20 protein-coding genes and 1 pseudogene are annotated in these 25,417 nt (G+C 71.5%); 9 read left to right on the forward strand and 12 right to left on the reverse strand.

All coding sequences use genetic code 11. The annotated features are described in order from the left end of the window. Positions 1–119 (forward strand): annotated as a pseudogene (locus ABZ193_RS36720) (IS982 family transposase); the annotation flags it as partial. Between the two features lie 20 nt (positions 120–139). Here ABZ193_RS36720 and icmF read toward each other — a convergent pair. The 5 genes from icmF to ABZ193_RS36745 form a co-directional block, all read right to left on the reverse strand. Next, the gene (gene icmF, locus ABZ193_RS36725; RefSeq protein ID WP_354713175.1) at positions 140–3,376 is read right to left on the reverse strand and encodes a fused isobutyryl-CoA mutase/GTPase IcmF; all 3,237 of its coding nucleotides are present in this window, start codon (positions 3,374–3,376) and stop codon (positions 140–142) included. 165 nt (positions 3,377–3,541) lie between these two features. Further along, positions 3,542–4,153 carry an ATP/GTP-binding protein gene (locus ABZ193_RS36730; protein ID WP_017983797.1) on the reverse strand — a complete coding sequence of 204 codons (612 nt, stop codon included), beginning with the start codon at positions 4,151–4,153 and terminating at the stop codon, positions 3,542–3,544. Then, on the reverse strand, positions 4,134–4,865 hold the full coding sequence (locus tag ABZ193_RS36735) for a DUF742 domain-containing protein (protein ID WP_237338098.1): 732 nt from the start codon (positions 4,863–4,865) through the stop codon (positions 4,134–4,136). The genes ABZ193_RS36730 and ABZ193_RS36735 overlap by 20 nt, the downstream gene beginning before the upstream one ends. A gap of 7 nt (positions 4,866–4,872) precedes the next feature. After that, positions 4,873–5,313, reverse strand: a complete 441-nt coding sequence (locus ABZ193_RS36740) for a roadblock/LC7 domain-containing protein (protein ID WP_017983799.1) — start codon at positions 5,311–5,313, stop codon at positions 4,873–4,875. Next, entirely contained in the window at positions 5,310–9,926 is a 4,617-nt protein-coding gene (locus ABZ193_RS36745; protein WP_354713187.1) for a nitrate- and nitrite sensing domain-containing protein, read from the reverse strand. The genes ABZ193_RS36740 and ABZ193_RS36745 overlap by 4 nt, the downstream gene beginning before the upstream one ends. Positions 9,927–10,803: 877 nt before the next feature. Between ABZ193_RS36745 and ABZ193_RS36750 the strand changes: the two genes are divergently transcribed. The 5 genes from ABZ193_RS36750 to ABZ193_RS36770 are packed head-to-tail and all read left to right on the forward strand — an operon-like array spanning position 10,804 to position 15,205. Then, complete coding sequence (locus tag ABZ193_RS36750; RefSeq protein ID WP_020418811.1) at positions 10,804–11,226, forward strand: DUF485 domain-containing protein; 423 nt, start codon at positions 10,804–10,806, stop codon at positions 11,224–11,226. A 5-nt stretch (positions 11,227–11,231) separates the two neighbouring features. Then, complete coding sequence (locus ABZ193_RS36755) at positions 11,232–12,830, forward strand: cation acetate symporter (RefSeq protein ID WP_027935990.1); 1,599 nt, start codon at positions 11,232–11,234, stop codon at positions 12,828–12,830. A gap of 12 nt (positions 12,831–12,842) precedes the next feature. Continuing rightward, positions 12,843–13,991 carry a type III PLP-dependent enzyme gene (locus ABZ193_RS36760; RefSeq protein ID WP_354713179.1) on the forward strand — a complete coding sequence of 383 codons (1,149 nt, stop codon included), beginning with the start codon at positions 12,843–12,845 and terminating at the stop codon, positions 13,989–13,991. Continuing rightward, positions 13,981–14,361 (forward strand): adenosylmethionine decarboxylase, encoded by a 381-nt coding sequence (gene speD, locus ABZ193_RS36765; protein ID WP_020418814.1) that lies wholly within the window; start codon positions 13,981–13,983, stop codon positions 14,359–14,361. Before ABZ193_RS36760 ends, speD begins: the two co-directional genes overlap by 11 nt. Further along, a complete protein-coding gene (locus ABZ193_RS36770; RefSeq protein WP_237338095.1) occupies positions 14,342–15,205 on the forward strand; it encodes a spermidine synthase in 864 nt (287 codons plus the stop codon). The genes speD and ABZ193_RS36770 overlap by 20 nt, the downstream gene beginning before the upstream one ends. Here ABZ193_RS36770 and ABZ193_RS36775 read toward each other — a convergent pair. The 7 genes from ABZ193_RS36775 to ABZ193_RS36805 form a co-directional block, all read right to left on the reverse strand. Then, the gene (locus ABZ193_RS36775) at positions 15,171–15,527 is read right to left on the reverse strand and encodes a DUF3817 domain-containing protein (protein WP_020418816.1); all 357 of its coding nucleotides are present in this window, start codon (positions 15,525–15,527) and stop codon (positions 15,171–15,173) included. The two genes, ABZ193_RS36770 and ABZ193_RS36775, sit on opposite strands and share 35 nt — an antisense overlap. Before the next feature lie 14 nt (positions 15,528–15,541). Continuing rightward, positions 15,542–15,931 (reverse strand): hypothetical protein, encoded by a 390-nt coding sequence (locus tag ABZ193_RS36780; RefSeq protein ID WP_237338094.1) that lies wholly within the window; start codon positions 15,929–15,931, stop codon positions 15,542–15,544. A gap of 23 nt (positions 15,932–15,954) precedes the next feature. Further along, positions 15,955–16,851, reverse strand: coding sequence for a murein transglycosylase (locus ABZ193_RS36785; RefSeq protein ID WP_354713181.1), 897 nt, complete (start codon positions 16,849–16,851; stop codon positions 15,955–15,957). Between the two features lie 128 nt (positions 16,852–16,979). Then, positions 16,980–17,462, reverse strand: coding sequence for a hypothetical protein (locus ABZ193_RS36790; protein WP_020418819.1), 483 nt, complete (start codon positions 17,460–17,462; stop codon positions 16,980–16,982). A gap of 304 nt (positions 17,463–17,766) precedes the next feature. Continuing rightward, positions 17,767–17,934: a hypothetical protein gene (locus ABZ193_RS36795; RefSeq protein ID WP_020418820.1), complete on the reverse strand. Its 168-nt coding sequence runs from the start codon at positions 17,932–17,934 to the stop codon at positions 17,767–17,769. Between the two features lie 271 nt (positions 17,935–18,205). Continuing rightward, a complete protein-coding gene (locus ABZ193_RS36800; RefSeq protein WP_354713189.1) occupies positions 18,206–19,351 on the reverse strand; it encodes a CaiB/BaiF CoA-transferase family protein in 1,146 nt (381 codons plus the stop codon). Next, the gene (locus tag ABZ193_RS36805) at positions 19,348–20,493 is read right to left on the reverse strand and encodes an acyl-CoA dehydrogenase family protein (RefSeq protein ID WP_020418822.1); all 1,146 of its coding nucleotides are present in this window, start codon (positions 20,491–20,493) and stop codon (positions 19,348–19,350) included. Before ABZ193_RS36805 ends, ABZ193_RS36800 begins: the two co-directional genes overlap by 4 nt. Positions 20,494–20,584: 91 nt before the next feature. On the opposite strand from ABZ193_RS36805, the gene ABZ193_RS36810 reads away from it, so the two are divergent. The 3 genes from ABZ193_RS36810 (at position 20,585) to ABZ193_RS36820 (ending at position 25,250) form a co-directional block, all read left to right on the forward strand. Continuing rightward, positions 20,585–21,187, forward strand: coding sequence for a TetR/AcrR family transcriptional regulator (locus ABZ193_RS36810; protein WP_020418823.1), 603 nt, complete (start codon positions 20,585–20,587; stop codon positions 21,185–21,187). A gap of 33 nt (positions 21,188–21,220) precedes the next feature. Beyond that, positions 21,221–23,485 carry an excinuclease ABC subunit UvrA gene (locus ABZ193_RS36815; protein ID WP_354713184.1) on the forward strand — a complete coding sequence of 755 codons (2,265 nt, stop codon included), beginning with the start codon at positions 21,221–21,223 and terminating at the stop codon, positions 23,483–23,485. 154 nt (positions 23,486–23,639) lie between these two features. Next, the gene (locus tag ABZ193_RS36820) at positions 23,640–25,250 is read left to right on the forward strand and encodes a succinic semialdehyde dehydrogenase (RefSeq protein ID WP_354713186.1); all 1,611 of its coding nucleotides are present in this window, start codon (positions 23,640–23,642) and stop codon (positions 25,248–25,250) included. Positions 25,251–25,417 lie beyond the last annotated feature (167 nt).

A 25,417-nucleotide genomic window follows, 5' to 3' on the forward strand; every position in this document is an offset into this window, starting at 1 on the left:
CCTTCGAAGGCGTCACCGCCCGCATCGCACAACGACTCCTCGCCCTCACCGCCGCCATCTGGCACAACCGCGCCACCGGCCAACCCACAACCCGAATCCTGATCGCCTACGACCACTAACCAAGATCGGAATTACTCATCTAGATGTTGCGCCGGTACTGGCCGCCGACCTCGAAGAACGCCTCCGTGATCTGGCCGAGCGAGCACACCCGCGCGGCGTCCATCAGCACCCCGAACAGGTTCTCGCCGCGGGTGGCGGCTTCGCGGAGCGCCTTGAGGGCCTGCTCGGCGTCGTGGCTGTGCCGCTGCTGGAAGTCGGCCAGCCGCGTCAGCTGCGACTGCTTCTCCTCCTCCGTCGCGCGCGCCAGCTCGACCTCGACCTCGTCCTCCTCCGGATGGGGGTTGCGGAAGGTGTTCACCCCGACGATCGGCAGCGTGCCCTCGTGCTTGAGCCGCTCGTACAGCATCGACTCGTCCTGGATGCGGCCGCGCTGGTAGCCGGTCTCCATCGCGCCCAGCACGCCGCCGCGCTCGGCGATCCGGTCGAACTCGGTGAGCACGGCCTCCTCGACCAGGTCGGTCAGCTCGTCGATGATGAACGAGCCCTGCAACGGGTTCTCGTTCTTCGACAGGCCCCACTCCTTGTTGATGATCATCTGGATGGCCATCGCACGGCGCACCGAGTTCTCGGTCGGGGTGGTGATCGCCTCGTCGTAGGCGTTGGTGTGCAACGAGTTCGCGTTGTCGTACAGCGCGCACAGCGCCTGCAGCGTGGTGCGGATGTCGTTGAAGCTCATCTCCTGCGCGTGCAGCGACCGGCCGGAGGTCTGCACGTGGTACTTGAGCTTCTGCGAGCGCTCGTTGGCGCCGTAGCGCTCCTTCATCGCGACCGCCCAGATGCGGCGCGCGACCCGGCCGAGCACCGAGTACTCGGCGTCCATGCCGTTGGAGAAGAAGAACGACAGGTTCGGCGCGAAGTCGTCGATGTGCATGCCGCGGGCGAGGTAGGACTCGACGTAGGTGAACCCGTTGGCCAGCGTGAACGCCAGCTGCGAGATCGGGTTCGCCCCGGCCTCGGCGATGTGGTAGCCGGAGATCGACACCGAGTAGAAGTTGCGCACCCCGTGCTCGATGAACCACTCCTGGATGTCGGCCATCATGCGCAGGCTGAACTCGGTGGAGAAGATGCAGGTGTTCTGGCCCTGGTCCTCCTTGAGGATGTCGGCCTGCACCGTCCCGCGCACCTGGCGCAGCGTCCACTCGCGCAGGTCCTCGGCCTCCGACGGCGTCGGCTCGCGCCCGTGCTCGGCGCGGAAGGCGTCCATCCGCTGGTCGATCGCGGTGTTCAGGAAGAACGCCAGGATCGTCGGCGCGGGACCGTTGATGGTCATCGACACCGACGTGTTCGGCGCGGTCAGGTCGAAGCCGTCGTAGAGCGCCTTCATGTCGTCCAGCGTCGCGATGGACACGCCGGAGGTGCCGATCTTGCCGTAGATGTCCGGTCGCGTGTCCGGGTCGTGCCCGTACAGCGTCACCGAGTCGAACGCCGTGGACAGGCGCTTGGCCTCGGAGTCGGCCGAGAGGTACTTGAAGCGGCGGTTGGTGCGGAACGCGTCGCCCTCGCCGGCGAACATGCGCGCCGGGTCCTCGCCCTCCCGCTTGAACGGGAAGACACCCGCGGTGTACGGGAAGTACCCGGGCAGGTGCTCGCGGCGCAGGAACGACAGCAGCTCGCCGCGGTCGGTGTAGCGCGGCAGCGCCACCCGCGGGATCCGGTTGCCGGACAGGGTTTCCCGCCACAGCTGGGTGCGCAGCTCCTTGTCCCGGATGCGGACGACCAGCTCCTCCTGCCGGTAGGACTCGGACAGCTCCTCCCAGCGCTCCAGCAGCCCGGCCACCGAGGGGTCCACTTCGGACTCCGCCTTGGCCAGCAGCGCCTCGATCGGGCCGGTGTCCGCGCCGTCGGCGGCCAGCGCGTCCTTCGCGGCCCGCAGCTGGTCGACCTTGCGCACGGCGGCGACCTGGTCCCGGGTCTTCTCGTGGTAGCCGCGCACGGTGGCGGCGATGTCGGCGAGGTAGCGCTCCTTCGCCGCCGGGATGATCACCGTCGCCCCGGTGGACACCTTGGTCTCCACCTTCGGCAGCTGACCGGCCGACACCGACAGGCCACGCTCGGCCAGCGCGTCGCGCAGGTACTGGTACAGCGCGGTCACGCCGTCGTCGTTGAAGCGCGCGGCGCTGGTGCCGAACACCGGCATGTCCTCGGGAGCGACGCCGAACGCCTCCCGGTTGCGCACCATCTGACGCGCCACGTCGCGGCGCGCGTCCTCGGCGCCCCGGCGCTCGAACTTGTTGATCGCCACCACGTCGGCGAAGTCGAGCATGTCGATCTTCTCCAGCTGCGACGCGGCGCCGAACTCCGGCGTCATCACGTACAGCGAGTAGTCGACGTGGTCCACGATGCCGGCGTCACCCTGCCCGATGCCGGGCGTCTCGACGATCACCAGGTCGTAGCCCGCGGCCTTGCACGCAAGCACGGCTTCGTCCAGGCCCTCCGGCACCTCCCCGCCTGCCTGACGGGTCGCCAGCGAGCGGAAGTAGACCTGCGAGCCGTCCAGGCCGTTCATCCGGATCCGGTCGCCCAGCAGCGCACCGCCGCCGCGGCGCCGGGTCGGGTCGACCGCCAGCACCGCGATGCGCAGCTTGTCCTCCTGGTCCAGCCGGAAGCGCCGGAGCAGCTCGTCGGTCAGCGACGACTTGCCCGAGCCGCCGGTGCCGGTGATGCCCAAGACCGGGACCGTCCGGGCGCGCGCCGCCTCCGTGACGCGGGCCAGCCGGTCCTCGGCGACGCTGCCGGCCTGCAGCTGCGTGATGAACCGCGCGAGCGACGGCACGTCACCGGCCAGCAGGTCGTCGTCCGACCCGGCGGGCACCTCCGCCAGGTCGTAGTCGCACTCCTTGATCATCAGGTTGACCATGCCCGGCAGGCCCAGCTGGAGGCCGTCGTCCGGGGAGAAGATGCGCGCGACCCCGCGGGAGTGCAGCAGCTCGATCTCCTCGCGCACGATGACGCCGCCACCGCCGCCGTACACCTTGATGTGCCCGGCGCCGCGCTCGTTCAGCAACTCGACGAGGTAGCTGAAGTACTCCACGTGGCCGCCCTGGTAGGCGCTGATCGCGATGCCGTGGGCGTCCTCGCTGATCGCGGCCGTGACGACCTCGTCCACCGACCGGTTGTGGCCGAGGTGGATGACCTCCGCACCCTGCGACTGCAGGATGCGCCGCATGATGTTGATCGAAGCGTCGTGCCCGTCGAACAGACTCGAGGCGGTGACGAACCGCACCGGGTGCACGGGCCGGTGAAGGGAGGCGTTCATGCCTCAAAAATACTTGGACTTCCTACTATCGCAAACCCAAGCGTGACCGCGGCGACATCCACCGCGGGACCGTAACGATTCAGTAGGCGGGCAGCACGAAGGCAGCGTCGACCGGACGGGTGCCGGGCCCCCGCCCCGGCACTTCCCCTGGCTACCGCGCCGGCGTCAGCGCGTGCCGGCGGCGCGCATCGCGATCCACTGCCGCATCGCGTACTCGACCAGCGTGATCAGCGTCTGCTTGGTCGACTCGCGGTCGCGGGCGTCGCAACGCACGATCGGGATGCTCTCGTCGATCGCCAGGGCCTCGCGCACGTCGCTCAGCTCGTGGTGGAGCTGACCGTCGAAGGTGTTGACGCCGATGATGTAGGGCAGCCTGCGGTCCTCGAAGAAGTCGACGGGCGCGAACGAGTCCGCCAGCCGCCGCGTGTCCGCGAGCACCACGGCGCCGATCGCGCCCTTCACCAGGTCGTCCCACATGAACCAGAACCGCTGCTGACCCGGCGTCCCGAACAGGTACAGGATCAGGTCGCTGTCCAGGGACACGCGGCCGAAGTCCATGGCCACGGTGGTGGTGGCCTTGTTGGGTGTCTGGTCGAGGTTGTCGATGCCGCGGCTCGCGTCGGTCATCATGGCCTCGGTGGTGAGCGGCACGATCTCCGAGACCGAGCCGACGAAGGTGGTCTTGCCGGCACCGAAGCCACCGGCCACCACGATCTTGGCCGAGGTCATGGTCTGCGGCGCGGTCTGCCGCGGTGCCTTAAAGCCGACGGAGTCCACTCAACACCCTTTCCATCAACATGAGATGCGCCTCGGCGTCGTCGTTGGTCGACATAGTGCGGTGCACGGTGACCAGCCCGGCATCGGCGGCATCGCTGATGAGGACTCTGGCCACGCCGATCGGGACCCGCAGCAGCGCTGCGATCTCCGCAACCGACCGCGGTGTCCGACATTCTTCCATGATCGAGCGGTGCTCGAACTGCACCGTCAGCGCTCCGGCGTCGAGCCGGGCGAGGACGGCGTCCTGGACGGAGATCAGCGTCTCCAGTTCCAGGGCGACCCGGGCCTTGGTGCGGCCGCCGGTGAGCGCGTACGGGCGCACCACGGCGGTCTCCTCGGCGGGGTGGATCTCGGGCTCCTCGCGCCGGAACGGCACGGGCCGCGACGGCTGGGCGGGCTGCACGGGTTCGAAGAACCCGCTGCCCGGCGAGGGGTCGAACAGGCTCGCCGGCCGGGCCGGGGGCTCCGGCTGGGGCGGCGGAGCGGGTGCCGGCTGCGGCTGTGGCGTCGGCGGTGGCGCGGGGGGCGCCTGCTCGGCCTGTGGTGTTTCGGGGGCTTCGGCCGTGTCGTTCCCGGGCTGCTGGTCGCGCTGCTTCTTGCGCTTCCGGCGGCCGCGCCCGGAGTCCAGGCTGAAGCTGTTCATCACGTCGGCGAACGTCGGCTCCGGTTCACCGCCGGACGTCGGGGAGCCACTCTCGGATCCCGTTGTCATGTCGGCATCATCCCACCGGTTCACCGATCAGGGGACCCGCGGCCCCCTGCAGCTGAGCCCGCAGTTCGGGGGTGAGGATCTGGCCCACCCGGTCGACCAGCATGGTCATCTCGTAGGCGACCTGGCCGATGTCGCAGTTCGGGGCGGCCAGGACCGCCAGGCAGGAGCCGTCGCTGATGGACATCAGGATCATGATCCCGAGCTCCATCTCCACGACGGTCTCGTTGACCGCACCGGCTTCGAAGCACCGCGCCGCGCCCTGGGTCAGGCTGACGAGCCCGGAGGCCACCGCGGCGAGCTGGTCGGCGCGGTCGAGCGGCAACCGGTTCGAAGCGGTCAGCAGCAGGCCGTCGGCCGAAACGACCACCGCGTGCGCCACGCCAGGCACACGCTCGGCGAAATCATTGACCAGCCATCCGAACTGGTTCTGTGGCTGCGGCGTGGTCATTCACCCTCCATGGTTCCTTGATCGGGGTCGGCGGACTGAGCGGTCCGGTGCCTTCCACGCTGAACACCTTGCTGGAAACTGCTCAGCCTGCCACGCACATCCTGCGGGTCACGACGTGTCCGCGGCGCCGGGGCGGGGGCCCCCGGGGCCAGTGCGCTGCCGGGCAGCAACTGCTCACCGCGGCGCCGCTTGGGCAGCCCGGCCGCGGTGAAGTTCGAGGGCGGCGACGAGGAGACGGTCTGCACCGCGGCCCAGCTTTCGTCCGACGCGAACGACCAGGCGCCGTCCCCGCCCGCCACGGCGTCGCCGCTTTGCGGCTGCTGACTCTGCGGCTGCTGGCCCTGCGGCTGCCGGCTCTGTGGCTGCTGCGGCTCGGCCGGGGTGTCCGGCGCGGATCCCGGCCGCTGGAAGAGGCCGGTACTCTCGCCGGTGCCGCCGGGCCGCTGGAAGAGGCCCGTGCCCTCGCTCTGGAAGAGCCCGGTGCCGCTGTCCGTGCGGGGCTGCCGCTGGGGCAGGCCAGTGTCGGCGGACTTCGGCTGCCGCTGGGGCAGACCAGTGCCGGTTTCCGCTTGAGCCGAAGCCGGCTGCCGCCGCGGGAGGCCGGTGCCCGTCTCGGTCTGCCGCTGGGGCAGACCGCTGCCGGTTTCGGCGGACTGCCGCTGAGGCAGAGCAGCATCGCCCTGGGCCGAGACCGGCTGCTGCTGGGGCAGGCCACTGTCGGTGGGCTTGGGCTGCCGCTGGGGTAGACCGCTTCCCGGCTGCGCCTCGCCCCGCGAGGGGGCCTCGTCCTTGGGCTGCCGCTGCGGAAGGCCACTGTCGGACGGCTTGGGCTGCCGCTGGGGCAGACCGCTTCCCGGCTGCGCCTCGCTGCGTGAGGCGGCGTCCTTGGGCTGCCGCTGGGGCAGGCCCGGCTCGGTCCCCTCCGCAGTCTTCGGCTGGGACTCGGCCTGGGCTGCGGGCTCCTTCGACTGAGCGCGCTCGGTCTCCGAGGCTGCCTTCGGCTGGCGCCGCGGCAAGCCGCTGTCGGTCGCTCCCGCCGCCTTCGGCTCGCGCTGGGGCAGGCCAGCCTCGGTCGAACCCGCGGGCTTCGGCTCGCGCTGGGGCAGGCCAGCCTCGGTCGAACCCGCGGGCTTCGGCTCGCGCTGGGGCAGGCCAGCCTCAGTCGAAGCCGCCGCCTTCGGCTCGCGCTGGGGCGAGTCGCTGGCCGACTGCGGCTCCGCGGCCTTCGGCTGGCGGCGCGGCAGGCCGTTGTCCGCTGTTTCGGGCTGGCTGGGCTTCGTGCCTTCCGTGGCCGAGCCGCCGGCGGCCTTCGGCTCCCGCTGGGGCAGGCCGGCGTCCGTCGGCCCGGCTGCCTTCGACTCGCGGCGCGACAAGCCGGCCTCCGTCGAACCGGCCGCCTTCGACTCCCGCTGAGGCAGGCCCGCGTCCGTGGGCTCCGCAGCCTTCGGCTCCCGCCGCGGCAAGCCGGTCTCCGGCGTGGCGGCCGCGGGCTGGGCGCTGTCCGCGGCGCCGGGCTTCGGGCGGCGCTGGGGCAGGCCGCTGTCCAGCTGGGGAGCCTCCGCCGACGGGCGCGGCTTCCGCTCCGCCGCCGATTCCGGGGCAGCAGCGCCGGGGCGTGGGTCCTTCGCCGAATCCGGGGCAGCAGCGCCGGGGCGCGAGTCCTTCGCCGAATCCGGGGCAGCAGCGCCGGGGCGCCGGTCCTTCGCCGAATCCGGGGCAGCCGCCCCCGGGCGCGGCTGCCGGCGCGGCAGCCCCCCACCCGGCGACGCCTCGGCCACCGACGAGGCCTCGCTCCCGGTAGTCGCCGCAGTGCTCTGCGCGCTGGCAGCGCTTTCCGGCACCCCAGCGCCTTCGGGCTGGTCGCGCTTCGCGTGGCGGGCCCTGTTCACGCCGCGCTGGAAGCTGCTCAGCCTGCCCCGCACGTCCGCCGGGTCGCGGACCGGGATCTCGCGCTGCGGGTTCGGCGCCGGGGTCTCCGCCGCGGCACTTCCGGGCAGCAACTGCTCGCCACGGCGGCGCTTCGGCAGGCCCGCATCGGTGAAGGTCTTCGGCTCCACCTGGGACGCCGCCTGGACCGCGCGCCAGTTCTCGTCGACCGCGAAGTCCCAGCCGCTGGCCGCCTTGTCGCCCGAAGCGCCCGCCTTGTCCGAAGTGGACTCGGCCGTCTTCGAGGAGGCGGCGGGCGGGTCGTCGCTGCGGAACCAGGCCGACAGGGTCTCGTCGAAGATCGGCGTCGTCTCGCGGCGCGACGGCGGCGGCGTCGCGGGCTTCGGCTCGTTCGCCGCCGAGCTCCACCACTCCGACAGCGGGCTGCTGTTCGCCGTGAACAACGCCTTGCCGCTGGGCAGCTCACCCGGCGCGGGCTCCGGCTCCGGCTCGGCGGGCGCCTCGGCGGCCGGGGCGGGCGCGGGTGCGGGCGGCGCCGCAGGCTCCTCCCCCTCCGCCGGGATCGGCGTGAACAACGCGGTGCCGGAGATCTCCAGGTCCGACGGCGGCCGCGGCGGCAGCACACCGGAGTGCCCGTTCTGCGTCCAGGACGGGCTGCTGGCCCCGTCACCCGGCGTCTGGCCGAAGTTCGCCAGCGCCTCCGGCCGCCCGGCACCGTTGACCGTGCGCCGCCGCGGCAGCGCGGTCGACGGGTCCGGCCGGGCCGGGGCAGGCGCGGGCAGGTCCATCACCAGGTCCGCGGGCACCGTGACGGTCGCCCGCACACCCACGATGTCCTTGCCGCCGTGCAGGACCACGCCGATGTCGTGGCGCCCGGCGAGGCGGCCGACCACGAACAGGCCCATGCGGCGCGAGGTCGCGAGGTCGACCGTCCCGGCCTCGGTCAGCCGGGCGTTGGCCTCGGCGACCTCGGCCTCGTTCATGCCGATGCCCTGGTCGATGATGTCGATGACCAGGCCGCCGTGGTCGGCGGCGCGGGTCGTCACCGTCACCTGGGTCTCCGGCGCGGAGAACGCGGTCGCGTTGTCCAGCAGCTCCGCGACCAGGCGCATCAGGTCGCTCGCCGCGAAGCCCACGATGCGGGCCTCCGGCGGCGTCTGCACGACGACGCGCTGGTACTGCTCGATCTCCGACACCGCGGCGCGCAGCACGTCGGAGGTGGTGACCGGCTGGCCGGAGCGGCGGCCCGGCTCGGCGCCGGAGAGCACCATCAGGTTCTCGTTGTTGCGCCGCATGCGGGTCGCGAGGTGGTCGAGCTGGAACAGGGTCGCCAGCTGGTCGGCGTCCTCCTCGTCCCGCTCCAGCCGCTCGATCAGCTGCAGCTGCCGCTGCACGAGGCTCTGGCTGCGGCGCGAGAGGTTGACGAACACGCTGCTGTAGCCGGTGCGCATGTTGGCCTGCTCGACCGCGAGGCGCAGCGCCTGGCTGTGCACCGCGTCGAACGCCTTGGCCACCTCGCCGATCTCGTCGGTGGTGCCGACCGACAACGGCTGCACGTCGGTGCTCTGCTCCCGGCCCTCCTGGATGTTCTGCACCGCGGCGGGCAGCTGCCGGTCGGCGACGTCCAGTGCGCCCGCGCGCAGCATCCGCAGCGACTGCAGCAGCTGGCGGGTGATGAGGATGACGACCGCGGCGGTGACCACGAGCGCGAGGAACAGCAGCACCGCGAGCAGACCCGCGTCGGTGCCCGCGCTGTCCGCGAGGTCCGCGGAGGTGGTCGTGAGCTCGTCGCCCAGGCTGTCGCTCACGGTGTTCAACGCGGCGATCACCGACGCCGACACGGCGGTCCACTGCTGGGCCGAGATGCCGCGCAGCGCGCTGGGCACCGACGCGCCCTCCGCCGCGAGCACGCCGTTCACCAGGCGGCTGCGGGTGTTGAAGTCCTGCCCCATCACGGAGCGGTCGAACTGGGCCTCCTGCGCGGAGCTGGCCGCGGCACGGAAGTCGGCGAGCCGGTCGGTCAGCCGCAGCTCGGCCGTGCGCAGGTCGTTGAGCTGGCTCGGGGTGAGGTTGCCGCGCGCGATGCCGTAGCCGAGCAGCGACTGCGCGGTGGACGCCTCCTCCTTCACCACCAGCACGTCGTGCAACGCGCTCGGCGTGCCGCCGATGGCGTCGTCGCCGATGCCGGCGACCAGCGCGGTGTCCAGCCCGATCAGCGACTCGGTCATCTCGCTGTAGGCGGCCAGCGCCTGCACCGCGTCGAGGCGGCCCTCCGCGACCTGGCGGCGGACCTCGGGGAGCCGTCCGACGGCGGCCTGCGCGGCTTCGCCGGGCGCGCGGACACCGTCGTCGGCGTCGGCGGCGTGCCCGGTGGCGCTGCTGACCGGCCCGGTCGCCTCATCCACCAGCCTGCGGGCGGCGTCCAGCTGCGGGGAGCTGCCGACCGTGCCCTGCGTGAGCAGCGCCGCGGTCTCGGTGCGCTCCTGCTGCAGCGCGTCGACGAGCGTGCGGACCGTGCCGTTGAGCTCGACCAGCCGGTTCATCCGCTCGTAGTTGCCGGAGCGTTCGACCTGGTTGCCGATCGTGATCCCGCCCAGCACCAGGGCGACCACGATGGGCACCAGCGACACGGCGGCGAGCTTGGCGGAGAGCCGCCAGTCCCGCCAGCGCGTGAGCGTGGCCCACTTCGACGGCTCCTTCGGTTGCTGGCCGAGGAGCTGTCCCACAGGCACTTGGCCCTGTCCTGCAACGGTCACGAAGGTGACTCCCTGTCCGGCGTCTGCTGTGCGTGGTGGGCCGGACCCGTGCCGGAGCGCACGGCGACGGCACCGCGTGGCCTCAACCGCATGGCTCTCCTCATCACGGGTGGAACTTCGTCGCTTCTCCTGCAGCCCCAGCCGACGGCGCTGTCCCGGCCGCCCGCCGTCCCGCCGGACCGGCCCGGCGCCGTTGCCGGTGCATCATGCGGTGTGCACGATGCCGCGCACAACACCGGTTTACGCTCGGTCACAGCGAGTCAGCGTGGCCCCGGAAGCGTACACCAAACGGGCTCAGCCGAAGCCCGCCGAATCCGGGGGTGCTGACCTGCGGAAATACCGCTGGTGACAAGGGGTTTACGCGAAATGCCTTGTCGGGGCAGCACAAGCGGGGTGCGTGGTTACGGCAGGGCACCCCCACGCCGTGGACCTGTCACCCACTTAGCCCAGAGTTTACTGGGATGAATCGGAAAATCCGCACCGACCGTGCGAACGCGCTGTGGCGGCGCGGCCTAATACCGCCCGATCTTGTGGCTTTCGCTGTGACGTGGATTTCTGCCCGGTCACCGCCGTTGGCCAGCGTTTTCCCACCACCGCCGCGGTGTTGCGCGTCTTGACGCCCCTCACCCCTTCCAGGGACGGCACCCCGCGCCACTTCACAGCCGGTTACGTGCTTCGGCGGAATCCCGCCCGCCTTTCGCCCGATCAGCGGATTAACCCGTCCGGGTGGCGCAGACCCGCTTCACTCTGAAGAGGTCCTCCGCTGTCGGAGGCGCAGGTCGCCGTGGCTAGCATGTGCGCTCCCGAAGGATTTTCGCCGACTTCGCTCGCTCGCCGGGAGGCAGAGATGCAGAACGTCGCCCGCACCGCTGCGCGCAACCCCGTGGAGGACACGGGACAGATGCGGCCGCTGTTCGGCAGCAGCAGCCCGACCACTCCCGAGCCGCCCGGCCCGCGCCGCCGGACGGGCCCCGACTTCGTCGCGATCCAGCGCAGCGAGGAGTTCACCGCGCTGCGCAGCCGGTTCCGCCGCTTCGTGTTCCCGATGAGCCTGGCGTTCGTGCTCTGGTACCTCCTCTACGTGCTGCTCGCCGCGTACGCGCACGACTTCATGAGCATCAAGGTGTTCGGCGAGGTCAACGTCGGGATCGTCCTCGGGATCCTCCAGTTCGTCTCGACCGCCGCGATCACGGCCGCCTACCTGCGGTTCGCGCGGCGCCGGATCGACCCCGAGGTGGACGAGGTCCGCCGCCAGGCAGGAGTGCAGTGACCCCGATGAACCACCTTCTCGCCGCAGGCGGTGCGACCGCGGCCAGCAACCCGGTCGTGAACATCGCCGTCTTCGCGCTCTTCGTCGCCATCACGCTGTTCGTCGTGTACCGCGTGAGCAGCCGGAACTCCTCGCGCTCCGACTACTACGCCGCGGGCAGCGCGTTCACCGGGCGGCAGAACGGCATCGCGTTGTCCGGTGACTTCCTGTCGGCCGCGTCGTTCCTCGGCATCGCGGGCGCGATCGCCGTGCACGGCTACGACGGGTTCCTCTACTCGATCGGCTTCCTGGTCGCCTGGCTGGTCGACCTGCTGCTCATCGCGGAGCTGCTGCGCAACACCGGCCGCTTCACCATGGGCGACGTGCTGAGCTTCCGGATGAAGCAGCGCCCGGTGCGCGCCGCCGCCGCGACGTCGACGCTGGTCATCTCGCTGTTCTACATGCTGGCCCAGATGGCGGGCGCCGGCGGTCTGATCGCGCTGCTGCTGAACATCCACGGCGGGCTCGGCCAGGCCCTGATCATCGCCGTGGTCGGCATCGTCATGGTGCTGTACGTGCTGGTCGGCGGCATGAAGGGCACGACGTACGTCCAGATCATCAAGGCCACCATCCTGATCCTGTCCGCGGTGCTGATGACCGTGTTCCTGTTCGGCAAGTTCGGCTTCAGCCTGTCGAACCTGCTCTCGCAGGCGGCCTACCACAGCCCGATGGGCGGGAAGCTGCTCGAGCCGGGCGGCCAGTACGGCGCGAACGGCACCACGAAGCTGGACTTCGTGTCGCTGGCCGTCGCGCTGATCCTGGGCGCGGCCGCGCTGCCGCACGTGCTGATGCGCTTCTACACGGTGCCGAACTCGCACGAAGCGCGCCGCTCGGTCGTGTGGGCCACCGCCTGCATGTTCGTGTTCTACCTGTGCACCCTGGTCATCGGCTTCGGCGCGGCCGCGCTGGTCGGCACCGACCAGATCAAGGCCGCGCCCGGTGGCGAGAACTCCGCGGCGCCGCTGCTGGCGCTGCACATCGGCGGCACGCTGCTGCTGGGCATCATCGCGGCGGTCGCGTTCGCCACGATCCTGGCGGTGGTGGCCGGCCTGACGCTGACCGCGTCGGCGTCCTTCGCCCACGACGTGTACGCCAACATCTTCAAGCGCGGCCACGCCGACCCGGTCGACGAGGTGCGGGTGGCGCGTTTCACCGCGATCGGGATCGGGGTGCTGGCGATCATCGGCGGCATCCTCGCCAACGGGCAGAACATCGCGTTCCTCGTCGCGCTGGCGTTCGCGGTCGCGGCCTCGGCGAACCTGTCGACGCTGCTGTACTCCCTGTTCTGGAAGCGGTTCAACACCACCGGCACGCTGTGGGCCATCTACGGCGGCCTCGGCGCGTGCCTGGTGCTGGTGATCTTCTCGCCGGTGGTGTCCGGTTCGCCGGACTCGATCATCAAGGGCGTGGACTTCCACTGGTTCCCGCTCAAGAACCCGGGCCTGGTGTCGATCCCGTTCTCGTTCCTGTGCGGCTTCCTCGGCACGATCCTGGCCAAGGACAAGGCCGACCCGCGCAAGCACGCCGAGATGGAGGTCCGTTCGCTGACCGGGATCGGCTCCTGAGACGCTTCACGGGTGAGCGTTGAGCGGATCAGGCGGTTCCTGAGCGAAGCAGGCCCCGGCACGCCGTGCCTGGTCGTGGACACGGACACGGTCGCCGAACGCGTGCGGGAGTTCGTCCGCGAGTTCCCGCGCGCGCGTCTGCGTTACGCGGTCAAGGCCAACCCCGAGCCCGCGGTGCTGCGGGCCGTGCTCGGCGCGGGCGGCGGGTTCGACGTCGCGAGCCCGGCGGAGATCGAGGCGTGCCTGGCGGCCGGCGCGGAGCCGGCGGCGCTGTCCTACGGGAACACGATCAAGAAGCCGGCCGACATCGCGTTCGCGTGGGCGCGCGGGGTGCGGGACTTCACCACCGACGCCCCCGGTGACCTGGCGGCGCTGGCCGAGCACGCGCCGGGCGCGTCGGTGTCGGCGCGGGTGCTGGTGGACGGCCCGGCTTCGGCGACGCCGTTCGGGCAGAAGTTCGGCTGCGAGCCCGACCGGGCCGCCGACCTGCTCGCCGAGGCGGACCGGCTGGGCCTGGACGCGGCCGGGATCGCGTTCCACGTCGGATCGCAGCAGCCGGACCCGGGCGCGTGGGAGGCCGGCGTCGCCGCGGCCGCGAAGATCTTCGCCGACTGCGCGGCCCGCGGCGTGCGGCCGCGGCGGCTGAACATCGGCGGCGGGTTCGGCATCACCTACCGCGAAGCAGTGCCGTCGCTCGCCGGGTACGCCGGGGCGATCCGGTCCGCGGTGGCCGCGTACTTCCCGGACGAGCCGGAGGTGCTGCTCGAACCCGGCCGGGCCGTGGTCGCCGAGGCCGGGCTGATCCGCACCGAGGTGGTGCTGGTGGCCACCCGGTTCGGGCGGCGCTGGGTCTACCTCGACGTCGGCCGGTACAACGGGCTCGCCGAGACCGAGAACGAGGCCATCCCCTACCGGCTGGAACCGGTGGACCGCGGCGGTGAGCGGGGTCCCGTCGTGCTCGCCGGGCCGACGTGCGACGGTGACGACGTGCTGTACCAACGGACCCCGTACGAGCTGCCGCTGTCGCTGCGCGCCGGTGACCGGATCGACATCCTCGACGCCGGCGCGTACACGGCGAGCTACTCGTCGGTGGCGTTCAACGGGATCCCGCCCCTGCGCACCTACTGCCTGGAAGGAGGCGTGCTCGCCGATGGCGCGTGAGATCGGCGCGTTCGCCGGACGGCACGTCCTCGCCGAGCTGCGGGGCATCGCCCCCGGCCTGCTGGACGATCCGGCGTTCCTGCGTGAGGCGTTGCGGTCCGCGGTGACCGAGGCCGGGGCGACGGTCCGCGAGGTGGTCGGCCACCGGTTCGAGCCGCAGGGCGTGACGGTGCTGGCGCTGCTGGCCGAGTCGCACGCCTCGGTGCACACCTATCCGGAGATCGGCGCGGTGTTCGCGGACGTGTTCACCTGCGGGGACCAGGCGGACCCGGTGCTCGCGGTGCGGCTGCTGTCCGCCGCGCTGGGCGCCGCGGACGTGGAGATGTCGGTCGTCGAGCGCGGGGAGAAGCATGTCACGGCAGATCGTTGAGCCCCTCGGACCCGGGTTGTCGCGGGTGTGGGACGTGTCCGAGGTGCTGTTCGACGAGCACACCGGCTTCCAGCGGCTGCTGATCGGCCGCACCGCGCAGGGCGTGTCCCTGTTCTGCGACGACGAGCGGCAGAGCACCGAGGAGAGCCAGCTCGTCTACCACGAGGCGCTGATGGTGCCCGCGATGCTGCTGGCCGCCGAGCTGCGCCGGGTGCTGATCATCGGGTCAAGCGAGGGCGTGGCGAGCCAGCTGGCCGTGGCGTTCGGCGCTGAGCAGGTCGACCACGTCGACATCGACCGGGTCGCGGTCCGGACGTGCGCGGAGCTGCTCCCCTACGGCTACACGCTCGACGAACTGGCAGCCGCCGAGCGTGGCGACGGACCGATCCGGGTGCACTACCAGGATGGGTTCTCGTTCGCCGAGTCGTCGCCGGGCGGGTACGACCTGGTGGTGATCGACCTGCCGGACGAGAACACCGATCCGGCGGCGCAGCACAACCGGCTCTACGGCGCGGACTTCCTGCGGCAGTGCGCCAAGCTGCTCGCGCCCGGCGGCGTGGTGTGCTGCCAGGGCGGCTGCCCGACGCTGTGGCGCAACGACACGCTGCGGGTGGCGTGGGCGCGGTTCCGGGAGGTCTTCGCCACGCCGGTGTACTTCGGCTCGGACGAGCACGAGTGGGCGTTCCTGTCCGGCCGGACCGACGAGGTGGCCGACCCGGTGGGCGAGATGGTCGCCCGGCTGGACGGCTTCCGGCCGGCGACCCTGGACGCGGACACCCTGCGCGGGTCGACCGTCGTGCCCTACTCGCTCAGAGCTTGCGACCCGCCTGGACGCGGTGCGTGACCGAGCGCTCCGCGACGAACGACAGGAACGGGATGGTGCCCGCGAGCAGCACCAGGATGGTGCCCTTGATCGACCACCGCGCCTTGAGCGCCAGGTCGACCGCGAACACCAGGTAGACCATGTAGAAGACGCCGTGGCTGACGCCGGCCCAGCTCATCATGCCGGGCGAGTCGAACGCGTACTTCAGGATGAACGCCGCCGTCAGCAGCAGCAGCGCGACACCGGTGACGTAGGCCAGCACGCGGTAGCGCAGCAGCGGCCCCCGCAGGGCCGGCGCGGCCTTCGCGGCCGGGGCGCCTTCACGTTCGTCGGTGTCCACCATCGCAGTCTGCCTTTCTAGCTCTCGCGCTGGTCACGAGCGTGCAGCTCGGCCAGGTAGCGGTTGTACGCGGCGAGCTCGGGGTCCTCGTCGTCGGCCGGAGCCCGGCGCACCCGCGGCGCGGGCACCTCGCTCACCGGCTTGCGGCCCCACTCGGCACGCGACTCCTCCGGCGCGGCGTCCTCCGCGGCCGCCTCGCGGCGCAGCTTCCAGATCCGCCACACCATGAACGCCGGGAACACGCCGAACAGCGGCCACTGCAGCACGTAACCGAGGTTCTGGAACGAGCCGCTCGCCGATTCGAACCGGTTCCACTGCCACCAGGCCAGCCCGCAGCAGACCGCGAACGCGGCGACGCACAGGACGCCGATCGCGATCCGGCGCGGCGTGAACAGACCCGTGGGCACCCCACGACGCTAGCACCCGCGGGTCAGGAGACCTTGACGACCTGGGCGGCCTTGGCGTAGGCGTCGGCGAGGCCGAACACCTTCTGCCCGTAGTCGACCGAGTTGTTGTACGACAGGATTCCCGCCCACCAGCCGTTCGCGCTGGCCATGTCGCGGCTGCCGACGCACAGGTACTTGGCCGCGGCGAGCGCGGCGGCGTCGATCTGCTGCGGGTTGTAGCCGCCGCCGTAGCGGGCCCAGGTGCTGGGCAGGAACTGCATCGGCCCGACCGCCCGGTCGTACACCGGGTCGCCGTCGAAGCGGCCGCCGTCGCTGTCGCCGATCGCCCTGATGCCGGGCGCCCCGTCCAGCGGGACGCCGATGATCGCCTTCGACGGCAGCCCGTTGGCCTGCAGCACCGCGCCGCCGTACTGGCCGTGGTTGGACTCGACCCGGCCGATGCCGGCGAGCGTGGCCCAGGACAGCCGGCACTTCGGCTGCGCGGCCCGCATCTCCAGCTCGGCGTTGCCGTAGGCGACGAGCGCGCGGGCCGGGATGCCGGTGACGTCGGAGACCTTGGCCGCCCACTGGGAAAGCAGGTCGCCGCCGCCGGACTGCTGTTGCTGCTGGGGTTGCTGCTGCGGCTGGGTCTGCGCCGCGGGGGTGCCCTCGACGGTCGCGTTGACCGGGGCCGCCGAACCTGGCGCGACCTGTGCCGCCGCGTTGTCCAGGTCCGGGATCTCGGTGGTGGTCTCGGTGCGGTCGGGCCGGGTGACCGCGCTGGTCGCCCAGACCCCGCCGACCGCCGCGGCCAGCACCACCACCACGACCGCGAGCCTGCCGAGCACCGCCGGTGCGGCCCGCCTGCCGGCGGGCTGCGCCACGGCTTCCTCCTCGGTGGACACGTCCGCAGGGTCGTGCTCGATCTGCTCCGTGTCCAAGAACCTTGCCTCCCACCGACGTCCGCACGCTCCCGCGCGCCGACGATAGGTGCGCCGGTGTCAAGCGAGCGCTAAAGCCTCACCTGACCAACGAGGCCGCGTTTCCTGACGTTACGCGACCTCGACGGTCAGCTGGCGCGCTGCTGGCGGGCGAGGCGGGCGACGCACCAGGCCGGGGCGCTGCCGCGGCGCAGGTGCTGCAGGACCGTCATCGGGCCGAGACGGCGGGACAGGTCGGACGGCCTGAGGCCGGCGGACCGGTAGTCCAGCGCGCGCTGGTCGAGCGGGCTGATGCCGGCGTCCCACCAGGCCTTGGCCTCTTCGATGTCGCCGACCATCTGCCACCAGCCGGCCGCGGCGACCAGCAGGTCGACCGGCACCTCGGGCAGGCGTTCCTGCATCGCGTCCAGGTAGTCCGGGTCGGCCGACTCCACCGGCTTCCACGTGCGGGTGCCGGTGCGGGCCCGCTGGCCGGGAATCCCTGGTGGTTGCTGCGGCAGTTCGGCGAGCCAGGCGGAGGCGATCCGGTCGGCCTCCATCTCCTCCGGCGTGCGCTCGAGCTCGGACGCCCACTGGGCAATCACCGCATCCACCCCGGGATCTCCGGTCATCCCTGCCTCCTCGTGCCCCACTGAAAGCCACCATCGAACGGCGATGATCGAAGCGATTGACCGTTTCGCCGGCGAGAACCGGCTGGTCACGCAATGTGAGCACCGTAGGGGGAATTCGGGCCGTCGCGCCAGAGGTTCCGGGCAAGGAATTCGGCGACCAGCGCGTTAATCACCCCAATCCACCCGGATGGTCGAACAGCGCCCCTCAGATGCCAAGATTGGTGACTTTCCGTAGCTGACGGCGAGACGCGCACGGCCACGGCCGGCACCGCGGGAGGCGGTGCCGGCCGTGGCCGGAATGGGGTCAGGAGAAGAGGCTGCGGACGAACGTCACGATGGCTTCGGCACCGTCCCGGAGCCAGCCCAGCGCGCTGCGCACCACCTCTGCGGACTCGGTCGGACGCGTGATCAGGAAGAACAGCACGAGCGCGACGACAGCCACGATGACGATCTTCTTGGTGTTCGCCGACATGGCCGTGTTCCCCTCGCTGCACTGGGCCCGCGGCGCGCCGCGGGCCTGGTTCCCCCGATCAACGGCAATCCTGCCGTCACCGGGACGTTTTCGACACCCCTTCACACGGATGGCTGGACGCTGTGACGCTGCGTGCCCAGCCGGGACTTGTGACCACTCTAAACGATCTGTCGCACCCGCGTCAGGAGGCGATCACCTGCGCGCCGCCCACTTTGCCGGTACCCCGTTGCGGGGAAAGGAATCGCGGCCGCCGGGCCGCCTGGAACCCGCGTCAGGAAGCGATCACCCCCGCCGCTCGCAGCGCCGCGACCCGCTCGGTGTCGTACCCGAGTTCGGCCAGGACGTCCTCGGTGTCCGCCCCCTTCTCGTGGGGCGCCTCGGGCGTCGCGGGCGGCGTGCGGTCGAACCGCGGCGCCGGGGCGGGCTGGACCACGCCGCCGATCTCCACGAACGTCCCGCGCGCCGCGTTGTGCGGGTGCGCCGCCGCCTCCCACGGGCTCAGCACCGGCGTCAGGCACGCGTCCGTGCCCTCCGCCCGCGCCACCAGCTCGTCCCGCGTGAACTTGCCGATCGCCGACGCCAGGATCTCCCGCAGCCGCGGCCACTGGTTCCAGTCCAGGTGCACCGGCAGCTCCGCCGGGTCCAGTTCGAGCACCCGCACCAGGTCGCCCCAGAACCGCATCTCGATGGCCCCGACCGCGACGTACTTGCCGTCCGCGGTCTCGTACGTGTCGTAGAACGGGGCGCCGCCGTCGAGGACGTTGCCGCCCCGCTCGTTCGGCCACATCCCGGCCGACCGCATCCCGAACAGCTGCGTCATCAGCAGCGCCGCGCCGTCGACCATCGCCGCGTCCACCACCTGCCCGCGCCCCGAGGAGGTCCGCTCGTGCAGCGCGGCGAGGATGCCGAACGCCAGCAGCATCCCGCCGCCGGCGAAGTCACCCACGAGGTTGAGCGGCGGCACCGGCCGTTCCCCGGCGCGCCCGATGGGTTCGAGCGCGCCGGCGACGCTGAGGTAGTTGATGTCGTGCCCGGCCGCCGAAGCGAGCGGCCCGTCCTGGCCCCAGCCGGTGACCCGGCCGTAGACGATCCGGGGGTTTCGCCCCTGCACGTCTTCCGGGCCCAGCCCCATGCGCTCGGCGACGCCGGGGCGGAACCCCTCGATGAACACGTCGGCCCGTTCGGCGAGCCGCAGCACGACCTCCACGCCCTCGGCGCTCTTGGTGTCCACGCCGATGGTCCGGCGGCCGCGGGTGAGCGGGTCGTTGGGCACGCCGAGGACGTCCGCCCCCGGCTTGGCCCGGTCGACCCGCACCACGTCGGCGCCGAGGTCGGCCAGCAGCGTGCCCGCGAACGGCGCCGGGGCGAGACCGGCCAGCTCGACGACCTTCAGCCCGGCGAGTGGTCCCGCCATCAGAGCGTCCGCGAGATGACTTCGCGCATGATCTCGCTGGTCCCGCCGAAGATGCGGGAGATGCGCAGATCCGTCCACGCGCGCGCGATCGGGTACTCGGTCATGTAGCCGTACCCGCCGTGCAGCTGGACGCAGTCGTCGACGACCTTGTTGGCCCGCTCGGTGGTCCACAGCTTGACCATGGCCGCGCCCTGCACGTCCAGCTCGCCCTTGAGGTGCCGCTCGATGCACTGGTCGAGGAACGCGCGGGCCACGGCCGCCTCGGTGGCGGCGTCGGCGAGCTTGAACTTGCTGTTCTGGAAGTTGTAGACCGGGCGGCCGAACGCGGTGCGGCCCTTCGTGTACTCGATGGTGAGGTCGATCGCGGCCTCCATGCCCGCCACCGCGGTGACCGCGATGATCAGCCGCTCCTGCGGGAGCTGCTGCATCATCTGGATGAAGCCCTGGCCCTCCTCGCCGAGCAGGTTCGCCGCGGGCACCCGCACGTCGTCGAAGAACAGCTCGGCGGTGTCCTGGCCCTTGAGGCCGACCTTGTCGAGCACGCGGCCACGGCGGAAGCCCTCGCGGTTGGTCTCGACGACGATCAGCGACACCCCGGCCGCACCGGCGTCCGGGTCGGTCTTGCAGGCCAGCACCACCAGGTCGGCCATGCCGCCGTTGCTGATGAAGGTCTTGGCGCCGTTGATGACGTACTCGTCGCCCTCGCGCACCGCGCGGGTCTTGATGCCCTGCAGGTCGGAGCCGGTGCCGGGCTCGGTCATGCCGATCGCGCCGACCCACTCGCCGCTGGCGAGCTTGGGCAGCCACTCCTTCTTCTTCTCTTCGGTGGCGTAGTGGAGCAGGTAGTGCGCCACGATCCCGTTGTGCACGGACACGCCCCAGGAGCCGTCGCCGCTGCGGGCCTGCTCCTCGTACAGCACGGCTTCGTGCGCGAAGGTGCCGCCACCGCCGCCGTACTCCTCGGGGATAGAGATGGCGAGCAGCCCGACCTCGCCCGCCTTGGTCCACAGCTCGCGATCGACGGACTTCTGCTCGCTCCACCGCTCCTGGTGCGGCACGAGCTCCTTCTGGCAGAACGCACGGGCCAGTTCGCGGAACTCGCCCAGGTCCTGCGCCCAGGAACTCTTCGGTGCGGGCAACGGCATCGGTGACCTCCAGCGGTGGAAAACATTACGGATGGAATGTAAGTTCCGACTGGAATGTACATCCGGGCACAGCGCCGGTAAAGGAGGCGACGTGACCGCGCGGGGGCACCGCACACAGGCCGAGCGCCGGGAGCAGACCCGGACCGCCCTGCTCGACGCGACCATCGAATGCCTGGTCGAGCTCGGCTACGCCCGCACGTCGATGCAGGAGATCTGCGCCAGGGCGGGGGTGTCGAAAGGGGCGGCGCAGCACCACTTCGCGGACAAGGCCGACCTGATGGCGGCCGCTGTGGCGCATCTCACGAGCCGGCGGACAGCGGCGCTGGCGGAGTCGTTCACGGACCTGCCGAGCGGCGAGGAGGCCATTCCCGCGGCGATCGACCTGCTGTGGGCCGGTTATTCCGGCACGCTCGCCACCGCAGCGACCGAACTGTGGATCGCGGCGCGCACCGACCCGGCCCTGCGGGCGGCGATCCGGCCGGTCGACCGGGCCCTGGGCCGCGAAACGCTGACGCTGATCCGGAACTTCGCGCCCGACCTGCCCCGCGAGCGCCTGGAGACGCTGTTCTGGCTGACGGTGAACTTCACCCGCGGTCTGGCGCTGGACGCCGAGCTGGGTGGCGCGCCCGCGCGGCGGAAGCAGCTGCTGGAGGAGTGGAAGCGGCTCGCGGTGAGCGCCTATCGCGGCGACTGAACGGGTACTCCGTACGGTGTATAGAGTAGAGGTATGGGACACCCCGCCGACAGCCATGCCCTGATCCGCGTCCTGGGCGCTCGCGTCAACAACCTGCGCGACGTCGACGTCACCATCCCCAAACGCCGCCTCACCGTGTTCACCGGAGTCTCCGGCTCCGGCAAGAGCTCGCTGGTGTTCGGCACGATCGCCGCGGAGTCGCAGCGGCTGATCAACGAGACCTACTCCGCCTTCGTCCAGGGCTTCCTGCCACGGGCCGCCCGCCCCGACGTCGACGTCCTGGAGGGCCTGACCACGGCGATCGTGGTCGACCAGGACCGGATGACCCCGAACTCCCGCTCCACCGTCGGCACCGCCACCGACGTGCACGCCATGCTGCGGATCGTGTTCTCCCGCCTCGGCGAGCCCAGCGCCGGCCCCGGGTTCCACTACAGCTTCAACCTGCCCGCCGGGGCCTGTCCGCGCTGCGAGGGCACCGGCCAGGTGTCCGAGATCGACCTCGGCGCCGTCGTCGACCGTGACCGGAGCCTGTCCGAGGGCGCCATCCAAGTGCCCGGCTTCACCCCGGACGGCTGGCTCGTGCGCACCTACACCGGCTCCGGGTTCCTCGACCCGGACAAGAAGATCCGCGACTACAACGACACCGAGCTGCACGACCTGCTGCACCGCGACCAGACCAAGATCCGGCTCGGCGGCTCGAACATCTCCTACGAAGGTCTGCTCCACCGGGTGCGGAAGTCGTTCCTGTCCAAGGACAAGGACGCACTGCAGCCGCACGTGCGCGCCTTCGTGGAGCGGGCGGTCACCTTCGCCGCGTGCCCGGATTGCGGTGGGGCGAGGCTGAACGCGGCGGCGCTGGCCTCCCGCATCGACGGGATCAACATCGCCGACGCCTGCGCCATGCAGATCAGCGACCTGGCCCGGTGGGTGCGCGGGCTGAGCGCCCCCTCGGTGGCTCCGCTGCTGGCGAACCTGGGTCGCACCCTGGACTCGTTCGTCGAGATCGGCCTCGGCTACCTGTCACTGGACCGGCCCGCCGGGACGCTGTCGGGCGGCGAGGCGCAGCGCGTGAAGATGGTCCGCCACCTCGGCTCCAGCCTGACGGACGTCACCTACGTGTTCGACGAGCCCACGGTCGGGCTGCACCCGCACGACATCCACCGCATGCACGAGCTGCTGCTGCGCCTGCGGGACAAGGGCAACACGGTGCTGGTGGTCGAGCACAAGCCGGAGACGATCCGGATCGCCGACCACGTCGTCGACCTCGGTCCCGGTGCGGGCACCGCGGGCGGGCAGGTCTGCTACGAAGGCGACGTCGACGGGTTGCGTGCCTCCGGCACGCTCACCGGGCGGCACCTGGGCTACCGCGCCGCGGTCAAGGAGAGCGTGCGCGTCCCCACCGGGGCACTGCCCATCCGCGGCGCCGCCGAGAACAACCTGCGGAAGGTCGACGTGGACGTGCCGCTGGGCGTGCTCACGGTGGTCACCGGGGTGGCCGGGTCCGGCAAGAGCTCGCTGGTCCACGGGGCCGTGGCGCGGCACGAGGGCGTGGTCGTCGTCGACCAGAGCGCGATCCGGGGCTCGCGCCGCTCCAACCCGGCGACCTACACCGGGCTGCTCGACCCGGTGCGCGCCGCGTTCGCCAAGGCCGGCGGGGTGAAACCGGCGTTGTTCAGCTCCAACTCCGAAGGCGCCTGTCCGGCCTGCAAGGGCGCCGGCGTCGTCTACATCGACCTGGCGCTCATGGCCGGGGTGACCACCGTGTGCGAGGAGTGCGAGGGCCGCCGCTTCCAGGCCCACGTGCTGGAACACCGGCTCGGCGGGCGCAACATCGCCGAGGTGCTGGCGATGACGGTCGCCGAAGCCGCGGAGTTCTTCGCCACCGGGTTGCCTGCCGCGCACCGGATCCTGGTGCGGCTGCGCGACGTCGGCCTCGGGTACCTCACGCTCGGCCAGCCGCTGACCACCCTGTCCGGCGGGGAGCGGCAGCGGCTCAAGCTCGCCGTGCACATGGCCGCCGACGCCCCGGTGCTCGTCCTCGACGAGCCGACGACCGGGCTCCACCTGGCCGACGTGGCCCAGCTGCTGGAGCTGCTCGACCGGCTGGTGGACTCCGGGCGCTCGGTGGTGGTCGTCGAGCACCACCTGGCGGTCATCGCGCATGCCGACCACGTCATCGACCTCGGGCCGGGCGCGGGCACCGACGGCGGGAGCATCGTGTTCGAGGGCAGTCCGGCCGAGCTCGCGGCCGCCCGCTCGACGCTGACCGGCGAGCACCTCGCGCGGTACGTGGCGTGACAGGCGGCCGGCCCGGCCCTCGCCCGGGCCGGCCGCCCACTCCTGAGACGTGTGGATCTCCGACTGTGACGTTCCCGAACGAAAAGGGATCCTGGCCATACCGACGGTATGCTGTACTCGCCGGTAACGCCGCCGACCAGCGCCAGGAGGGCCGATGACCAGCACCGCCGCGAACACGGGTGAGGCTTCGACGGGACCGAACACCGTCGGCGGGATCCCCGGCGCGCCCCCCGCGGCCCGCGCCGCGCAGCTCGCCCGGCGGGCCGAAGGCGGGCAGGACTCCGCTCCGGTGGAGATCACCGCGCCGTTCACCGGGCTGCCGACCGCGACGCTGCCGCAGGCCACCGACACCGACGTGCGAGCGGTGTTCGCTGCGGCGCGCTCTTCGCAGCGGGCGTGGGCGGCGCGTCCGGTGGCCGAGCGGCAGCGGGTGCTGAAGCGGCTCGGGGAGCTCATCCTGGGCCGTCAGGAGGAGATCCTGAACCTGGTGCAGCTGGAGGCGGGCAAGGCGCGGATCGACGCGTTCGACGAGGTCAGCGCGACGGCCCTGGTCGCGGGCTACTACGGCAAGCACAGCGCGAAGATCCTCGGCGCCAGGCGGGCCGCGGGGGTCATCCCGGTCGCCACGAAGGCGGGCGAGGTGCGTCACCCCAAGGGTGTCGTCGGGGTCATCTCGCCGTGGAACTACCCGCTGGCACTGACCGCGATGGACGTGCTGCCGGCGCTCGCGGCGGGCAACGCGGTGGTGCAGAAGCCGGACAACCAGACCGCGTTGTCGGCGTTGTGGCTGCACGAGCTGGCCGAGGAGGCCGGTCTGCCCGCGGGGGTGTGGCGGATCGTGCTGGGCCGGGGTTCGCGCATCGGCGACGCGATCGTCGAGGAGTCGGACTACCTGTGCTTCACCGGTTCGACGCCGACCGGGAAGGCGCTGGCGGAGAAGGTCGCGAAGCGGCTCACCGGCTATTCGCTGGAGCTGGGCGGCAAGAACCCGATGATCGTCCTGCCGGATGCCGACGTGGCGAAGGCGGCGGCCGGTGCGGTGACGGCGTGCTTCTCCTCCGCCGGGCAGTTGTGCGTGTCGGTCGAGCGGATCTACGTGCACGAGAACATCCGGGACGAGTTCACGAAGGCGTTCGTGGCGAAGACCAAGGCGCTGAAGCTGGGCGCCGAACTCGGCTTCGGCGCGGACATGGGGTCCCTGACGAGCGCCGACCAGCTGGCGGCGGTGAGCGCCCACGTGGAGGACGCGCGGGCCAAGGGAGCGACTGTGCTCACGGGCGGCCGGGCCCGTCCCGACCTGGGCCCGTTGTTCTACGAGCCGACGGTGCTCACGGACGTGACGGAGGACGTGGCGCTGTTCCGGGAGGAGACGTTCGGCCCGGTGGTCGCGATCTACGGCTACACGGACCTGGATGAGGCCATCGAGCGCGCGAACGACACCGAATACGGCTTGAACGCGAGCGTGTGGTCCGGCAGCGCGGCCGCGGGATGGGCGGTGGCCACCCGGTTGAAGGCCGGAACGGTCAACGTGAACGAAGGCTACGCGGCGACCTTCGGCAGCGTCGGCCTGCCCATGGGAGGCATGAAGGACAGCGGCTTCGGAAGGCGGAACGGCGCCGAGGGACTGCTGAAGTACACCGAAGCACAGTCGATCGCCGTGCAGAGGGGCGTTCGGCTTCGGCCGCCTCGCGTGGTGCCGGGGAAGGTTTGGGCTCGGGGCATGACGATCGGGCTCCGCCTGCTGGACAAGCTACCGCGCCGGTAGTTGTTCTTTTCGCGGCCCCACAACACAACACAAACCGCCGCCCGGCAACGAAAGCAAGCCGACTGCCCCAATCAGACCTCCCCCGCCCCCGATCCACAGCCGATCTTTAGTCGCCGACCAGGGTTGTCAAGGCACGCTTTCCCGCCTTGACAACCCTGCTCGGCGAC

The sequence above is a fragment of the Amycolatopsis sp. NPDC006125 genome, assembly GCF_040614195.1.
GTDB classification, from domain to species: domain Bacteria; phylum Actinomycetota; class Actinomycetes; order Mycobacteriales; family Pseudonocardiaceae; genus Amycolatopsis_E; species Amycolatopsis_E tucumanensis.

Excerpts from the sequence above, each read along its gene's own strand:
- ABZ193_RS36805 (WP_020418822.1), bottom strand. The coding sequence starts at position 20,493 with ATGCCGTTGCCCGCACCGAAGAGTTCCTGGGCGCAGGACCTGGGCGAG.
- ABZ193_RS36820 (WP_354713186.1), top strand. The coding sequence starts at position 23,640 with ATGACCAGCACCGCCGCGAACACGGGTGAGGCTTCGACGGGACCGAAC.
- ABZ193_RS36755 (WP_027935990.1), top strand. The coding sequence starts at position 11,232 with ATGAACCACCTTCTCGCCGCAGGCGGTGCGACCGCGGCCAGCAACCCG.
- ABZ193_RS36775 (WP_020418816.1), bottom strand. The coding sequence starts at position 15,527 with ATGGTGGACACCGACGAACGTGAAGGCGCCCCGGCCGCGAAGGCCGCG.
- ABZ193_RS36740 (WP_017983799.1), bottom strand. The coding sequence starts at position 5,313 with ATGACCACGCCGCAGCCACAGAACCAGTTCGGATGGCTGGTCAATGAT.
- ABZ193_RS36770 (WP_237338095.1), top strand. The coding sequence starts at position 14,342 with ATGTCACGGCAGATCGTTGAGCCCCTCGGACCCGGGTTGTCGCGGGTG.
- ABZ193_RS36750 (WP_020418811.1), top strand. The coding sequence starts at position 10,804 with ATGCAGAACGTCGCCCGCACCGCTGCGCGCAACCCCGTGGAGGACACG.
- icmF (WP_354713175.1), bottom strand. The coding sequence starts at position 3,376 with ATGAACGCCTCCCTTCACCGGCCCGTGCACCCGGTGCGGTTCGTCACC.
- ABZ193_RS36790 (WP_020418819.1), bottom strand. The coding sequence starts at position 17,462 with ATGACCGGAGATCCCGGGGTGGATGCGGTGATTGCCCAGTGGGCGTCC.
- speD (WP_020418814.1), top strand. The coding sequence starts at position 13,981 with ATGGCGCGTGAGATCGGCGCGTTCGCCGGACGGCACGTCCTCGCCGAG.
- ABZ193_RS36815 (WP_354713184.1), top strand. The coding sequence starts at position 21,221 with ATGGGACACCCCGCCGACAGCCATGCCCTGATCCGCGTCCTGGGCGCT.
- ABZ193_RS36735 (WP_237338098.1), bottom strand. The coding sequence starts at position 4,865 with ATGACAACGGGATCCGAGAGTGGCTCCCCGACGTCCGGCGGTGAACCG.
- ABZ193_RS36795 (WP_020418820.1), bottom strand. The coding sequence starts at position 17,934 with ATGTCGGCGAACACCAAGAAGATCGTCATCGTGGCTGTCGTCGCGCTC.